Here is a 14,585-nt window from a genome sequence, read left to right as displayed (position 1 = left end):
CATGGCGACGCGGGTGCTGCGCCGCGGGCTTCCGCGGGTGCCGGGCGGCGAGCCGTGGCCGCCCGCCGACGTGACCGTCGATGCGGTCGATGCCGTCGAGGTGGCCGCCGTGGCCGAGGTGGCCGCCGTCGAGGCGCCGGTGTCCGCGACGACGGAGCGCATCGAGCGCGGGGCCGCCGAGGTCGAGGCCGCTGTCGCGACCCCCTCGCTGTCGGAGGATGCCGCACCGCGTCCGGCCCTCCGTCGGGGCCTTCCGCGCGTGCCCGGCGGCGATCCCTGGCCGCCGCCCGCGGTCGGAGCTGCGCCGACGGCCCCGTCCCCACCCGCCGCGCTTCCGGGGGCGGCCGCGCCGTCCGCTGCCGCTGCTGCCGCTGCCGCTGCCGCTGCCGCTGCGCCTGCTGCCGAGCAGGCTGCCGCCGCGACGGCCTCGGCGCCTGCGGCGACGCCCGCCGCTGCGTCGCCCGCCGGAGGCGAGAGCGTCCGTCGTGGACTGCCCCGTGTCCCGGGCGGCGAGCCCTGGCCGCCCGCGGGGACCGTGCCCGCACGGGCGACCGCCGACACCTCCTCGGCCGTGGCGGCGGACGCCCCCGCGATCGCGGAGACTCCGGCTCCGGCCGCGGCACACGCGACGGCGGAGCCCGCCATCCCCGGCACCGCGCTCGCCCCGGCCGCCGACATCAGCACACCGCTGCCCTGGACCCGCACGGTCTGGAACGGTCGTGCCCCCCGACACCTCCCGGCCGCCGCCTCGACCACCCCGCCCGCTCGCCGGCGCCCGACCTGGACCCAGGCGATCGCGGTGCTGTTCGGCGCCGCCGCTCTCGGCGTGCTCGCGGCCGCGGCCGTGGCTCTCGTCCGCACGCTGCTGAGCCTCCCGTTCATGCAGGACTTCCTGGCAGCCTTCCCGGGCGAGTACGAGTCGCCGATCCCGGTCGAGCCCGGCTTCGCGCCGTGGGTCAACTGGGCGCACTTCTTCAACATGTTCCTGATCGTGCTGATCATCCGCTCGGGGCTGCAGGTGCGCACCGAGAAGCGTCCGAGCGTGTTCTGGACGCCGCGGAACAACCCGAAGGGCAAGATCAGCCTGAACCTCTGGTTCCATCAGGCGCTCGACATCCTGTGGCTGCTGAACGGCGTGATCTTCGTGGTGCTGCTGTTCGCCACGGGGCACTGGGTGCGGATCGTGCCGACGAGCTGGGAGGTCTTCCCGAACGCGCTGTCGGCGGCGCTGCAGTACATCTCGTTCGACTGGCCGCACGAGAACGGCTGGAACAACTACAACAGCCTGCAGCAGCTCGCCTACTTCGTCACCGTCTTCCTCGCGGCACCGCTCGCCGCCGTCACCGGGTTCCGCATGTCGGGGCTCTGGCCCAAGAAGGCGGAGCGCCTGTCGAAGGCGTACCCGGTGGAGTGGGCGCGCGCCCTGCACTTCCCGGTGATGCTCTACTTCGTGGCGTTCATCATCGCGCACGTCGCGCTCGTGATGCTGACCGGCTTCCTGCGCAACCTCAACCACATGTTCGCCGCCCAGGATGCCGCGACGTGGACGGGGTTCTGGGTGTTCATCGCCTCGCTCGTCGTGATCGCGATCGCGTGGGTCGCGGCGCGCCCGCTCGTGCTCGCGCCGATCGCGAAGGCGTTCGGCAAGGTCTCGGGGCGCTGATCCATGACCGACCGCACCGCCATCGAGGACTACTGGCGCGAGGCCCGCATCGCGCTTCCGCACCTGCCTGAGGCTCTTCCCGAGGCGTGGGGTTTCGGCGCGACGCCGGAGCACGCCGACGAGCTCCTGGAGCTCGTGCTCCGCGGCATCAAGGTGGGCACGGCGTCCTCCGTCTGGGACTACGAGGAGACGGGGGATCCGCTGCCGACCGTCGGCGAGCTCAGCATCATCCTCGACGGAACCGGCGCCCCGCGTGCCGTGATCGAGACCACGGCGATCGACATCGTGCCTTTCGACGAGGTCGACGCGGCGCACGCCTTCGCCGAGGGGGAGGGGGACCGCACCCTGGCGCACTGGCGCGAGGTGCACGAGCGCTACTGGCGTACCCACTCCGAGAACCCGCGCGGCTACGCCCCTGACATGCCGGTGCTGTGCGAGCGCTTCCGGCTGCTCCTGCCGGCCGGCGCGGAGGACTGAGGAGAGGGAGATCATGGCAGAGGCCTACATCGTCGACGCGGTCCGTTCGCCGGTCGGACGCCGAGGCGGCGCTCTCGCGGAGATCCACCCCGCCGACCTCGGCGCGCACAGCCTGCGGGCCCTCGTCGACAGGACCGGCATCGACCCCGGCGCCGTGGACGACGTGATCCTCGGAGCCATCGATGCGATCGGCGGGCAGGCCGGGAACGTCGCCCGCACCGCGCTGCTCGTCGCCGACTTCCCGGAGCACGTGCCCGGCGTGACGATCGACCGCCAGTGCGGATCCAGTCAGCAGGCCGTGCACTTCGCCACGCAGGCGGTGCTCAGCGGCACCAGCGACCTCGTGATCGCCGGCGGGCTGCAGAACATGTCGCGGATCCCGCTCACCGCGGCCGCGACCGTCGGCCGGGAGTACGGCTTCACGACGCCGTACGCCGAGTCGCCCGGATGGCAGGAGCGGTACGGCGACCAGGAGATCTCGCAGTTCCGGGGTGCGGAGCTCATCGCCGAGCGGTGGGACATCTCACGGGAGGAGATGGAGCAATACGCACTGGAGAGCCACCGCCGGGCGGCCGTCGCCCAGGACGAGGGGCGCTTCGCGGCGGAGATCGCGCCGCTCGCCGGGCTCGATGACGACGAGGGCGTGCGCCGGGACACCAGCCTCGAACGCATGGCCGGCCTGCCGCCGCTCGCGCCCGGCGGGCGGATCACCGCCGCGGTCGCGTCGCAGATCAGCGATGCGTCGAGTGCTGTGCTCATCGCCAGTGCGCGGGCGGTGCAGGAGCACGGCCTCACCCCGCGCGCTCGCATCCACCACGTCTCCGTCCGCGGCGACGACCCCGTGCTCATGCTCACCGCGCCGATCCAGGCCACCAGGCACGCGTTGGAGCGCACAGGGCTCCGGATCGAGGACATCGACCTGTTCGAGGTCAACGAGGCGTTCGCCTCGGTCGTGCTCGCCTGGATGCGCGAGACCGGTGCGCCGCACGAGAAGGTGAACGTCAACGGCGGCGGCATCGCGCTGGGACACCCGATCGGCGCGACCGGCACCCGCATCCTCGCGACCCTGCTCAACGAGCTGGAGCGCACCGGTGGCCGGTACGGCCTGCAGACGATGTGCGAGGGCGGCGGCGTCGCGAACGTCACGATCATCGAACGCCTCTGAGACAGACGGAAGGGCCGCCCCGCGGGGCGGCCCTTCCGGTGAGGACGAGGGTCAGGGGCGCACGAAGCGGACCTCGGTGAGCGTCTCGCCCAGGAACGGCTCGGTGTGCGCGGCGCCGTCGAGGTGGAACCCGTTGCGCGTGTAGAACCGGTGCGCGCGGGGGTTGTCCTCGGCGACCCAGAGGTAGAGCGGCTCTTCCTTCTCGACGGCCGCGTCGAAGAGCTTCTGTCCGATGCCCGTCGAGTGGTATGCGTCGAGCAGGTAGATGAAGTACAGCTCGCGGAACGCCGGGGCGTCCTTGTCGCGGGCGGGACCCGAGCCGACGAAGCCGACGATCTCGCCGTCGACGAGCGCCGCGTTCATCTTGAAGTCGGGACCCTGCGAGGCCCAGTGCGTCCACAGCTCGGCCATACGGCGGGGCGAGACCTTCTCCAGCGCCGCCTTGCTGATGAGGTGATCGTAGGTCTCGTGCCAGCACTGCGCATGCACGCGACCGAGGGCTTCCGCATCCACATCACGGACCGGACGGACGATGACTTCGGGCTGGGCTTCGGCGCTCATGCGGTGACTCTACGGCGGGTCCGTGGAAATCGGAAATCGGGGTGACGGCCGCCGAGAGGGCCACCGGGGGCATGGAGGAATCGGACAACGAAGTTCGACCGTCGTGCGCGGATGGCTACGATCAGTGCTCGTGAATGTGATCTGGCGGACCCTCCTCGTGATCCTCGGTGCGCGTCGCCGCGTGCGGCAGGGGAAGACCCTCGACCCGACCGCCGTCGGCACCGTCACCGTCACTACCCTGCCCACGGACCTCGACATCCTCCGCCACATGAACAACGGCCGGTACCTGTCGCTGTTCGACCTCGGCCGCTGGGACCACCTCATCCGCACGGGGCTGTTCGACGTGATGAAGGAGCAGGGCTGGTACGCGGTGGTCTCCAGCGAGACCATCACCTTCCGCAAGTCGCTCCAGCTCTGGCAGCGGTTCGAGGTGCAGTCCCGATTCATCGGGCACGACGAGAAGGCCCTGTTCCTGGAGCATCGCGCCGTGGTCGGCGGCGAGGTCTACGCCCGGGCCATCGTGCGGGCCCGCGTGCTGCGCCGCTCCGGCGGCACGGTCAGCAACGAGGAGCTCTTCGCCGCGGTGGGCAAGCCCGACGGTGTGCCCGAGATCGACGCGTGGGTGCACGACTGGGCCGCCGCGTCCGCCCTCCCTCCCGTGCGCACCCCCGCCCCCAGCATCTGGAACTGACCCGACTGCGGCCCGCCCGGTCGGGCACCCCGGGATTCCGCGACCGGAGACCTAGGGTGGTCACATGGCAGAGTCGTCGTCATCCTCCGCGGAGGCGGGGGCATCCGCATCCCTCGCCGATCAGGCCGTCGAGCTCGCGCGCCGCTGGGTGATCGAGGCGGCCGCGGCCGACGTCGACCCCGCCGCGGAACGCCTCGCCGGGGTCCTGCGCGACGCCAACGGTCTGCCGTTCACCCTCGGCTTCGTCGACGGCGTGATGCGGCCGGAGAGCCTGACCGCCGCGGCCGCCCAGCTGCGCCGGATCGCGCCCATCGTGCCGGAGTTCCTGCCGTGGTACCTGCGCTCCGCCGTGCGGCTCGGCGGCGGCGTCGCCCCGGTGCTGCCGACCCCGGTCGTCCCCCTCGCGCGGCGGGCGCTGCGCGAGATGGTGGGGCACCTCGTGGTGGACGCGCGGCCGGCGAAGCTCGGACCCGCGATCGAGAAGCTGCGGGAGTCGGGGTCGCGCCTGAACCTCAACCTCCTCGGGGAGGCGGTGCTGGGCGAGGCGGAGGCGCAGCGGCGGCTCGACGGCATCCACGAGCTCATCCGGCGTCCGGACGTCGACTACGTATCGGTCAAGGTCTCCGCGATCGTCAGCCGCATCTCGATGTGGGGCTTCGACGAGGTCGTCGACCGGGTCGTGGAGCGGCTGCTCCCGCTGTACGTGACGGCTGCGGCAGACGGCACCTTCATCAACCTCGACATGGAGGAGTACCGCGACCTCGACCTCACGATCGCCGTCTTCACGCGGCTCCTGGAGGACCCGCGGCTCACCGGACTCGAGGCCGGGATCGTGCTGCAGGCCTATCTGCCCGACGCGCTCCCGGCCCTCCAGGAGCTCACCGCCTGGGCGCAGGACCGCGTGATTCACGGGGGGGCCCGCATCAAGGTGCGCCTCGTGAAGGGCGCGAACCTCGCGATGGAGCACGTCGAGGCGACGCTGCACGGGTGGACGCCCGCACCCTACGACACGAAGCTCGACACCGACGCCAACTACCTGCGCTGCCTGGACTGGGCGCTGCAGCCCGAGCACACGGCCTCGGTGCGGATCGGCGTGGCCGGCCACAACCTCTTCGGCATCGCCCACGCGTGGCTGCTGGCCGGGGAGCGCGGCGTCCGCGACGCGGTCGAGTTCGAGATGCTGCTCGGCATGGCCCAGGGGCAGGTGCAGGCGGTCTCCCGGGAGGTGGGTCCGGTGCTGCTGTACGTGCCGGTCGTCGCACCCGCCGAGTTCGACGCGGCCATCAGCTACCTCGTGCGGCGGCTGGAGGAGAACGCGTCGTCCGAGAACTTCCTCTCCGCGGCGTTCCACCGGCACGACGACGAGACGCTCTTCGGCCGGGAGGCGGACCGCTTCCTCGACGCTCTCGACCGGGCGGGTGACCCGGCCCTCGGCCTCGGTCCGCGCCGCACGCAGGACCGCCTCGCGCCCGTGCACGAGTCCGTGCGGCCGGCGCCGGTCGGCCCGGTCGCGGAGGCCGATCTCACGAAGGCCGTGCTCGGCATCGTGCGCGGCTCGGACGACGCCGACACCGGCGCCTACCTCGAGACCGCCGTGTACGCGGCGCGCGAGCGCGGGGAGGACACCGGGGGCGCCCCGGGCTTCGAGAACACGGCCGACACGGATCTCGCCCTCCCCGCCAACCGCGAGTGGGCGGCGGGGATCCGCGCCCGGCTCGCGGACTCGACGGTCGGGACGGAGGTTCTGGACGCGGCCCGCGTCGACGACGCCGACGACCTCGGACGCATCGTGCGCGGCGTGCAGGGCGCGGCGGCGGCGTGGGGATCGCGTCCTGCGGCCGAACGCGCCGAGGTGCTGCTGCGCGCGGCGGCGGCGCTCGAGTCCCGGCGTGGGGAGCTGATCGAGGTCGCGGCCGTGGAGACCGGCAAGGTCTTCGCCGAAGCCGACGTGGAGGTGAGCGAGGCCGTCGACTTCGCCCGGTACTACGCCGCGACCTGCCGTGAGCTCGATGCGATCTCCGGCGCCGTGTTCGTCCCCGCCCGCGTGACCGTCGTCGCGCCGCCGTGGAACTTCCCCCTCGCGATCCCCGCGGGTGGCGTGCTGGCGGCGCTCGCCGCGGGCTCCGGCGTGGTCCTGAAGCCCGCCCCGCAGGCGCGGCGGTGTGCGGCGGTGCTCGTGGAGGCCCTGTGGGACGGCGGCGTTCCCCGTGAGGCTCTCGCCCTTGTCGACATCGAGGAAGGCGACCTCGGCCGTGCCCTCATCACGGACGAGGCGGTGGACCGGGTGATCCTCACCGGGTCGTGGGAGACCGCGGCGCTGTTCCGCTCCTGGCGTCCCGACCTGCCCCTGCTCGCGGAGACCAGCGGCAAGAACGCCATGATCGTCACGCCCTCGGCCGACCTCGACCTCGCCGTGGCCGACCTCGTGAAGAGCGCGTTCGGGCACGCGGGGCAGAAGTGCTCCGCTGCGTCGCTCGCGATCCTCGTCGGGCCGGTGGGGCGCTCGCAGCGTTTCGCCCGTCAGCTCGCCGACGCGGTCCGCTCGCTGCGGGTCGGCTGGCCCTCGGATCCGCTCGCCGAGGTGGGCCCGGTGATCGAGAAACCGGAGGGGAAGCTCGCCTGGGCCCTCTCCGAGCTGGAGGGCGAGGAGCGGTGGCTCATCGAACCCGCCCTCGACCCCGCCGACGACGGCGGCGGACGGCTCTGGCGCCCCGGCGTGCGGGTCGGCGTGCAGTCCGGCTCCCGCTTCCACACCGAGGAGTTCTTCGGCCCGGTCCTCGGGATCATGCACGCCCCGACCCTCGCCAAGGCCGTCGATCTGCAGAACGCCGTCGCCTACGGCCTCACCGCGGGGCTGCATACGCAGGACCCGGACGACCTCTCCTTCTGGCTCGACCGTGTCCAGGCCGGGAACCTCTACGTCAACCGCGGCACCACGGGGGCGATCGTGCAGCGGCAGCCGTTCGGCGGGTGGAAGCGCTCCTCCGTCGGGGCCGGTGCCAAGCCGGGCGGGCCGAACCACCTCATCGGACTCGGGTCGTGGCGCGCCCAGCACGGGTCCCCGGCGTCGAGCACCCTTCATCTGCGGGGGCTCGACTCCCGGATCACGGGGCTCATCGAGGCCGCGCAGCCGTCCCTCCCGTTCGAGTCCTTCGAGTGGCTCCGGCGGTCGGCCTTGTCGGACGCGTTGGCCTGGGACCGGGAGTTCGGGCGGGTGCGGGACGTGTCGCGGCTGGAGATCGAGCGCAACCTCTTCCGCTACCGGCCCGTCCCCGTGGAGATCCGCGCCACCGAGGACGCCGCCCTGCACGACCTGCTGCGGGTCGTGATCGCGGGGGTGCGTGCGGGCGCCGGCTTCGTCGTGTCGACTCCGGTCGGGCTTCCGGCGGGCGTGCGGCATGCTCTGGGCGACCTGGACGCCGTGGTGTTCCTGGAGACGGAGGACGAGTGGCTCCAGCGGATGCAGGTGGCCGAGGGCGAGGTGTCCTCGGGAGACGCGGGGGTTCCGGTGCTTCCGCGGCATGAGCGCGTGCGGCTCGTGGGCGGACGGGAGTCGGTGGCGGCGCTGCGCTCCGCGTTGGCGGTGGCCACCGGCGGTGACCCGGACCTCGCGGTGTACGACGCGGAGGTGACGGCGGCCGCCCGCATCGAGCTCCTTCCGTTCGTGCACGAGCAGTCCGTCTCGATCACCGCGCACCGCTACGGAAACCCCGACCCCTGGAGCGCCTCCGTCATCTGACCCCCGCCCGTTCCGGTGCGGGTGCGAAAACGTGCCTCCCCGCGCCATCCGGGGTGCGTTTTTGATCCCGCCCGCCCGGGGGGGGCGCCGCGCCGGTTTCGGTGCGGGTGCGAAAACGCGCCGCTGCGGAACGATGGGGGTGCGTTTTCGATCCCGCCCGACCGGGGGGGGGGGGGGGGGCGCCGGTTTCGGTGCGGGTGCGAAAACGTGCCGCTCCGGAGCGACGGGGGTGCGTTTTCGATCCCGCCTGCGGTGGGTGTGCGGGAGGCGGGGGCTGCGGCGGGCAGGGGAGGTTCCTGGGACGCGGGATCGGAAAGGTGCCGCCGGGGGCCTGGGGAGGGGCGTTATTGATCCCGCGGCGCGGGGTGTGGGGGAGGGAAGGGGCGCGGGATCGGAAACGGACGGGAGAGGCGGTGCGGGGGTGCGATTGTGATCCCGGGAGAGGCTGTGGGGTGGGGCGGGGTGGGGACGCGAACAGGTGTAAAAAATTCTTGACACGCTCGGGAGTGCGGTCGTAGTCTCGTGTCAAGAATTTTTGACACGAGGAGATTCGCATGGTCTACGAGGAGCGCAACGTCTGGGCCGGGCTCATCGTCAGCCCGATCGTCGCGGTCGTCTACGTCGTGCTGCTGCTGCAGCAGGCCGGCGGCGGTCCGCTCACCGCCACGGACTGGTTCCCGCTGATGCTGTGGACGATCGGCGGGGGTATCGTCGGGACGATCGTGCTCAGCGTCCTCTGGGGGATCATCGCCGGGATGTCCGATCCGGACGGCGTCGGCCGCTCCGACATCCGCGACCGGGACATCGGCCGGATGGGAGCCCGCGTGGAGCAGGCCTTCGTCACCATCGCCGGCCTCGGGGTCATCGTCCTCTGCGGTCTCGGCGCCGACGTGTTCTGGATCGCGAACACCATGTTCGCCGGGTTCCTCGTGGCGGCCGTCGTCGGCGGTGTCGCCCGGGCGATCGCGTACCGCCGGGGGCTCCGCTGATGGTCAAGCCCACCCTCGTCTCCAACACCATCCGCGCCCATCGCGAGCGCGCCGGACTCACGCAGGCCGAGCTCGCCCGCACGATCGGGGTCACCAGGCAGACCCTCATCGCGATCGAACAGCAGAAGTACTCGCCGACACTCGAGCTCGCGTTCCAGATCGCCCGGGCGTTCGGGGTCGGGATCGACGACCTGTTCGCGTATCCGACCGACCCCGGAGGTGCCGCATGACCGAGACGATGCCCGCCTGGACCCGCGAGACATACGGCCCGGCCGCCGGGACGACACTGACCCGGCAGCCCGTCCCCCAGGCGCATCGCGGCGAGGTCGTGCTGCGCGTGCAGGCCACCGCCCTCAACGCCGGCGACGTGCGGCTGCTCCTCGGCGACCCGCTGCTGGTCCGGCCGTTCTTCGGGCTCACCCGCCCGAAGCACCCGGTGCGGGGACTCGACGTCGCCGGCACCGTCGTGGCGGTCGGCGCCGACGTGGTGAACGCCGAACTCGGTGAACTCGTCGTCGGGGAGCTCCAGGGCGGCGGCGGCCTCGCCTCCCACGCCCGCATCGCGGCCGACCGCGTCGTGCCCGTCCCGCCCGATGTGACGCCCGAGGCGGCTGCGTGCCTGCCGATCGCCGGAGGCACCGCGTGGCAGGCGCTCGACGCGGCCGGGGTGGGGCTGCGGCACCGTGCGCAGCGGGTCCTCGTGATCGGGGCGTCCGGCGGCGTGGGGACGTTCGCCGTGCAGCTCGCGGCGCTCCGCGGGGCCGAGGTCTGGGCGACGTGTGGCGCGCGCAATGCCCTGCTGCTGGAACGCCTCGGAGCCGTGCGCACGCTCGATCACCGCACGTCTCCGCTCACGCACCTGCCCTCCTCGCGGTTCGATGCCGTCATCGACATCGCGGGAGGGGTGCCGATCCGCGAGCTGCAGCGCCTCGTCCGGCCGGGTGGCCGCGTGGTGCTCGTGACCGGCGACGGCGGGCGCGTGCTCGGTCCGGTGCCGCGGATGATCCGCGCCGCCGTGCTCTCGCTCCGCGGGCCCCGGGTGGTGTCGCTCACGGCGACCTCGCGCCCTGAGGTCCTCACGAAGCTGCTCGAGCTCGTGGAGGAGGGGCATCTGGTACCGGTGATCGAGCGCATGTATCCGTTCGACGAGGCGGTGTCCGCGCTCGCGAACGTCGAAGCCGGGCACACGGTCGGCAAGGTCGTGGTGACGCAGCGCGAGGGCTGAGGGCGACACGGGACGGATGCTGGTGGCGCCCAGGGTCCGGTGGCACAATGGTCACCGGCGTGCCCGAGTCGCATCTTCCCCTCCGCCTCTTCCGAGCAGGGGGTCGAAGGACCGCCGGGCCCCTGGACAGCGTCCGCCGCGCCCGTTCACACGAGGAGCATCCATGTCGACGCCGGAGACCGCCGTCACCACCGCCCCCACGCGCACCGCGCACCGCCGCCACTACCTGATGTGCCGTCCCGAGCACTTCACGGTGAACTACTCCATCAATCCGTGGATGGAGCCGTCGCGGCCGACCGACACCGCCAACGCCGTCGCCCAGTGGCAGAAGCTCTATGACCTGTACGTCGAGCTCGGTCACGAGGTCGAGCTCATCGATCCGCTCCCCGGCTACCCGGACATGGTCTACACGGCCAATGGCGGCTTCCTCATCGATGGCCGCGCCTACGTGCCGGAGTTCCGGTTCGTCGAGCGCCAGGGCGAGGCTCCGGCCTTCGCCGACTGGTTCCGCGCCGCCGGCTACGACACGGTGATGCCGAAGGAGGTCAACGAGGGCGAGGGCGACTTCCTGCTCGTCGGCGACGTGATCCTCGCGGGCACGGGCTTCCGCTCCACCGGCGACAGCCACCGCGAGGTCGGCGAGGTCTTCGGCCGCGAGGTCGTGTCGCTGAACCTCACCGACCCCCGCTTCTACCACCTCGACACCGCGATCGCGGTGCTCGACCCCGTGCAGGGCGTGGAGAACGGCGGTCCCGAGCGGGCGAACATCGCCTACCTCCCCGGGGCCTTCGACGACGCCAGCCGTGCCGAGCTGGAGAAGCGCTTCCCGGACGCGATCCTCGTGTCGGACGAGGACGGCGCGGTGTTCGGCCTGAACTCCTCGAGCGACGGCTACAACGTCATCATCTCGCCGCGGGCGAAGGGCTTCGAGCAGCAGCTCCGGGAGCGCGGCTACAACCCGATCACCGTCGACCTGTCCGAGCTCCTCCTCGGTGGCGGCGGGATCAAGTGCTGCACGCTCGAGCTGCGGGGTGCGAAGTGACGATCGAGCAGGCGGCGGGCGCTTCGACGAGCTCAGCGACCCAGGGAACGGACGCTTCGACCCTTCGACAGGCTCAGGGACCCAGCGCGGTCGCCGAGCCGCACGTCGCGCACAACTACCGCCCGCTGCCCGTGATGATCGCGCGCGGCGAGGGGGCATGGGTCACCGACGTCGAGGGCAAGCGGTACCTCGACCTGCTCGCCGCCTACTCCGCGGTCAACTTCGGGCACCGGCACCCCGCGCTCGTCGCGGCGCTGACCGAGCAGCTCGGTCGGGTCACGCTCGTCAGCCGGGCGTTCCAGAGCGACATGCTGGAGCCCTTCGCCGCCGCCCTCGCCGAGCTCTGCGGCAAGGAGCTCGTGCTGCCGATGAACACGGGCGCCGAGGCGGTGGAGACCGGAATCAAGGTCGCCAGGGCCTGGGGCTACCGCGTGAAGGGCATCCCCGAGGGGAAGGCGCGGATCGTCGTGGCGAAGGGCAACTTCCACGGCCGCACGACGACGATCGTCAGCTTCAGCGACGACGAGACCGCGCACGACGACTTCGGTCCCTACACGCCGGGCTTCGACCGCGTGCCGTTCGGCGACGCGGAGGCGATCGCCGCGGCGATCACGGAGGACACGGCGGGCGTGCTCGTGGAGCCGATCCAGGGCGAGGCCGGGGTCGTGATCCCGCCGGAGGGGTACCTGCGCCGCATCCGCGAGATCTGCGACGAGAAGAACGTGCTGTTCATCGCCGATGAGATCCAGGCCGGCCTTGGCCGGGTCGGCGAGACCTTCGCGTGCGACCGTGAAGGCGTCGTTCCGGACCTGTACCTGCTGGGCAAGGCGCTCGGCGGCGGCATCCTGCCGGTCTCGGCCGTGGTGGGGAACACGGATGTGCTGGGCGTGATCCGCCCCGGCGAGCACGGCTCCACGTTCGGCGGCAACCCGCTCGCGGCGGCCGTCGGCCTCCGCGTGGTGGAGATGCTGCAGACGGGCGAGTTCCAGGAGCGTGCGCGGGCGCTGGGCGCGCACCTCGAGCAGGCGCTGCAGCCGCTGATCGGCAACGGGGTCACGGGTGTGCGCATCGCCGGGCTGTGGGCGGGCGTCGACATCGACCCTGCCATCGGCACCGGCCGCGAGATCGCGGAGAAGCTGCTCGACCGGGGTGTGCTCGTGAAGGACACGCACGGGCAGACCATCCGCATCGCCCCGCCGCTGGTCATCCGGGCCACGGAGCTCGACTGGGCCGTCGAGCAGCTCAAGGTGGTACTCGACGCCTGACCGCGGCCGACCCACCCCCTTCTGCACGAGCCACCCCCTTGCGAACGTTCGCAAGGGGGTGGCTCGTCTCAAAAGGGGTGGGTCGACGGATCAGGCCGGCGGGGAGTCGGGGTCGAGCGTGCGGAGGGTGTCCTCCTCGGCGGCGTTGTCGGCCGCGAGCTCGTCCTCGGTGTTCTCGTCGCCGCCCAGCGGAGCGTCGCGGCCCGGGCCGGAGCTGCCCTGGATGGCGCCGCCGGTCGACTCGCCGCGGGAGCTGTCGCCCTGGATCGCGCCGCCGGTGCCGTCGCCCTGGCCGGAGTTCTCGTCAGGGACGTCGACGCCGGGAGCGCCTTCGGCCGGATCCTGCGGGTGCGGGGTGCTCATGTTCTCGTCCATGACCCGACGCTACGACCGCCGGGCCGTGATGAGGAAGGCGTTGACAAACGCCTTCGCAGCTCACTCGCCGTCGCGGCGCGGGAGGCGGATGGGCGTGGTCGCCGCCGCCTTCTCCGTGTAGTCGACCGGCTCGACGGGCTGCACGACGCGCAGCGGCCGGGTCTCGTCGAGCGTCAGCCGGAAGCGGCTGCTCTCCTCACGGCGCAGACGCCCTGACGTGAGCACCCAGGTCACGCCGATCGCGCACGCGATGAAGCCGGCGGTCCCGCCGAGCATGATGGCGGCACGAGGACCGAACGCGTCGGCGACCCAGCCGGCGATCGGCGCGCCGACCGGAGTCGACCCCATGATGACGGCCATGTAGAGGGCGAGCACGCGTCCGCGCAGTGCCGGATCCGTCGTGATCTGCACGTAGCCGTTGGCCGTGGTCAGCAGCGTCACGATCATGAAGCCGGTGAACGTGAGCGTGACCGCATAGGAGAGGTAGGTGGGCATCGCGGCCGAGACGAAGGCGGCGATCCCGAAGCCGCCCGCCGCGAGGATCACCACGCGCACCCTCGCCCGGTCCCGACGCGCGGCGAGGAGGGCGCCGATCAGGGACCCGATCGCGAGCACCGAGCTCAGCACCCCGTAGCCGTCGGCGCCGGCTCCGAACTCCAGCGCCATGGTCGAGGCGAAGATCGGGAAGTTCATGCCGAACGCGCCGATGAGGAACACGGTCACGAACACGACCTTGAGGTCGCTGCGCGCCCAGACGTACCGGAACCCCTCGGCGAGGCCGCCGCGGTTGCGGTTCTTCGGCCGCGGTGCGAGCAGGTGCGTGCGCATGAGCAGCAGCGCGACGATCATGGCGAGGAAGGTCGCGGCGTTGACGATGAACACCCAGCCGGAGCCGATCGCGACGATGAGCAGACCGCCGACCGCGGGGCCGATCATCCGGGCGAGGTTGAAGGAGGCGGAGTTGAGCGCCACGGCGTTGGAGGTCTCGGTCGCGGACACCATGTCCGACACGAAGGCCTGCCGCGCGGGGGCATCGAAGGCGTTGACGATGCCGAATCCGAGGGCGAAGGTCAGCATCATCGGCAGGGTCATCACCCCGGCGAGCAGCAGGGAGCCCACGGCGATCGCGAGAGCGAGGAGCGCGGTCTGCGTGGTCAGGAGGATCTTCCGCCGGTCGAAGCGATCCGCGACCCAGCCGGTCAGGCTCACGAGAACCAGGGGAGGGCCGAACTGCAGCGCCATGGTGACGCCCATCGCGGTCGCGTCGTTGTCGGTGAGTTCGGTCAGCACGACCCAGTCCTGCGCGGTGGCCTGCATCCACCCGCCGACGTTCGACACGAGGGCTCCGGCGAACCAGATCCGGTAGTTGATGTTCGCGAAGGAGCGGAACATG

Annotated in this window: 13 protein-coding genes; 10 read left to right on the top strand and 3 right to left on the bottom strand. The window is 72.1% G+C overall.

All coding sequences use genetic code 11. The annotated features are described in order from the left end of the window. The first annotated feature begins 1 nt into the window (after nucleotide 1). From C6C15_RS14925 to C6C15_RS14915, 3 genes are read left to right on the top strand one after another with little or no spacing between them, the layout of a single operon-like run. Nucleotides 2-1,663 carry a cytochrome b/b6 domain-containing protein gene (locus C6C15_RS14925; protein ID WP_105950487.1) on the top strand — a complete coding sequence of 554 codons (1,662 nt, stop codon included), beginning with the start codon at nucleotides 2-4 and terminating at the stop codon, nucleotides 1,661-1,663. Nucleotides 1,664-1,666: 3 nt separating this feature from the next. Continuing rightward, nucleotides 1,667-2,140 (top strand): ASCH domain-containing protein, encoded by a 474-nt coding sequence (locus C6C15_RS14920; RefSeq protein ID WP_060922626.1) that lies wholly within the window; start codon nucleotides 1,667-1,669, stop codon nucleotides 2,138-2,140. A gap of 13 nt (nucleotides 2,141-2,153) precedes the next feature. Further along, a complete protein-coding gene (locus tag C6C15_RS14915; RefSeq protein ID WP_060922627.1) occupies nucleotides 2,154-3,305 on the top strand; it encodes an acetyl-CoA C-acetyltransferase in 1,152 nt (383 codons plus the stop codon). Between the two features lie 51 nt (nucleotides 3,306-3,356). On the opposite strand, the gene C6C15_RS14910 is transcribed toward C6C15_RS14915, so the two are convergent. Further along, entirely contained in the window at nucleotides 3,357-3,866 is a 510-nt protein-coding gene (locus tag C6C15_RS14910; RefSeq protein WP_105950486.1) for a GNAT family N-acetyltransferase, read from the bottom strand. Nucleotides 3,867-3,996: 130 nt separating this feature from the next. On the opposite strand from C6C15_RS14910, the gene C6C15_RS14905 reads away from it, so the two are divergent. From C6C15_RS14905 to rocD, 7 genes are all read left to right on the top strand, one after another. Beyond that, nucleotides 3,997-4,557, top strand: a complete 561-nt coding sequence (locus tag C6C15_RS14905; protein WP_025105424.1) for an acyl-CoA thioesterase — start codon at nucleotides 3,997-3,999, stop codon at nucleotides 4,555-4,557. A gap of 64 nt (nucleotides 4,558-4,621) precedes the next feature. Continuing rightward, complete coding sequence (locus C6C15_RS14900; RefSeq protein WP_105950485.1) at nucleotides 4,622-8,296, top strand: proline dehydrogenase family protein; 3,675 nt, start codon at nucleotides 4,622-4,624, stop codon at nucleotides 8,294-8,296. 554 nt (nucleotides 8,297-8,850) lie between these two features. Further along, on the top strand, nucleotides 8,851-9,285 hold the full coding sequence (locus C6C15_RS14895) for a hypothetical protein (RefSeq protein ID WP_060922631.1): 435 nt from the start codon (nucleotides 8,851-8,853) through the stop codon (nucleotides 9,283-9,285). Beyond that, nucleotides 9,285-9,515, top strand: coding sequence for a helix-turn-helix transcriptional regulator (locus tag C6C15_RS14890; RefSeq protein ID WP_060922632.1), 231 nt, complete (start codon nucleotides 9,285-9,287; stop codon nucleotides 9,513-9,515). Before C6C15_RS14895 ends, C6C15_RS14890 begins: the two co-directional genes overlap by 1 nt. Further along, on the top strand, nucleotides 9,512-10,510 hold the full coding sequence (locus C6C15_RS14885) for an NAD(P)-dependent alcohol dehydrogenase (protein WP_105950484.1): 999 nt from the start codon (nucleotides 9,512-9,514) through the stop codon (nucleotides 10,508-10,510). Before C6C15_RS14890 ends, C6C15_RS14885 begins: the two co-directional genes overlap by 4 nt. 163 nt (nucleotides 10,511-10,673) lie before the next feature. Then, nucleotides 10,674-11,552, top strand: a complete 879-nt coding sequence (gene ddaH / locus C6C15_RS14880) for a dimethylargininase (RefSeq protein WP_060922634.1) — start codon at nucleotides 10,674-10,676, stop codon at nucleotides 11,550-11,552. Continuing rightward, nucleotides 11,549-12,817: an ornithine--oxo-acid transaminase gene (rocD, locus tag C6C15_RS14875; protein ID WP_105950483.1), complete on the top strand. Its 1,269-nt coding sequence runs from the start codon at nucleotides 11,549-11,551 to the stop codon at nucleotides 12,815-12,817. Before ddaH ends, rocD begins: the two co-directional genes overlap by 4 nt. 90 nt (nucleotides 12,818-12,907) lie before the next feature. On the opposite strand, the gene C6C15_RS14870 is transcribed toward rocD, so the two are convergent. Together C6C15_RS14870 and C6C15_RS14865 are read right to left on the bottom strand one after the other, a co-directional pair. After that, nucleotides 12,908-13,192 (bottom strand): hypothetical protein, encoded by a 285-nt coding sequence (locus tag C6C15_RS14870; protein WP_060922636.1) that lies wholly within the window; start codon nucleotides 13,190-13,192, stop codon nucleotides 12,908-12,910. A 60-nt stretch (nucleotides 13,193-13,252) separates the two neighbouring features. Beyond that, nucleotides 13,253-14,584, bottom strand: coding sequence for an MFS transporter (locus tag C6C15_RS14865; RefSeq protein ID WP_060922638.1), 1,332 nt, complete (start codon nucleotides 14,582-14,584; stop codon nucleotides 13,253-13,255). Nucleotide 14,585 lies beyond the last annotated feature (1 nt).

Source organism: Microbacterium sp. str. 'China', from assembly GCF_002993305.1.
Classification (GTDB): Bacteria; Actinomycetota; Actinomycetes; order Actinomycetales; family Microbacteriaceae; genus Microbacterium; species Microbacterium paraoxydans.
The sequence above is the reverse complement of the archived record's forward strand: the minus strand, read 5'-3'. Positions and strand labels throughout refer to the sequence as shown.

Coding starts and splice junctions, on each gene's coding strand:
- ddaH (WP_060922634.1), top strand. CDS start 10,674: ATGTCGACGCCGGAGACCGCCGTCACCACCGCCCCCACGCGCACCGCG.
- C6C15_RS14865 (WP_060922638.1), bottom strand. CDS start 14,584: ATGTTCCGCTCCTTCGCGAACATCAACTACCGGATCTGGTTCGCCGGA.
- C6C15_RS14920 (WP_060922626.1), top strand. CDS start 1,667: ATGACCGACCGCACCGCCATCGAGGACTACTGGCGCGAGGCCCGCATC.
- C6C15_RS14900 (WP_105950485.1), top strand. CDS start 4,622: ATGGCAGAGTCGTCGTCATCCTCCGCGGAGGCGGGGGCATCCGCATCC.
- C6C15_RS14890 (WP_060922632.1), top strand. CDS start 9,285: ATGGTCAAGCCCACCCTCGTCTCCAACACCATCCGCGCCCATCGCGAG.
- C6C15_RS14895 (WP_060922631.1), top strand. CDS start 8,851: ATGGTCTACGAGGAGCGCAACGTCTGGGCCGGGCTCATCGTCAGCCCG.
- C6C15_RS14925 (WP_105950487.1), top strand. CDS start 2: ATGGCGACGCGGGTGCTGCGCCGCGGGCTTCCGCGGGTGCCGGGCGGC.
- C6C15_RS14915 (WP_060922627.1), top strand. CDS start 2,154: ATGGCAGAGGCCTACATCGTCGACGCGGTCCGTTCGCCGGTCGGACGC.
- C6C15_RS14910 (WP_105950486.1), bottom strand. CDS start 3,866: ATGAGCGCCGAAGCCCAGCCCGAAGTCATCGTCCGTCCGGTCCGTGAT.
- C6C15_RS14870 (WP_060922636.1), bottom strand. CDS start 13,192: ATGGACGAGAACATGAGCACCCCGCACCCGCAGGATCCGGCCGAAGGC.
- C6C15_RS14885 (WP_105950484.1), top strand. CDS start 9,512: ATGACCGAGACGATGCCCGCCTGGACCCGCGAGACATACGGCCCGGCC.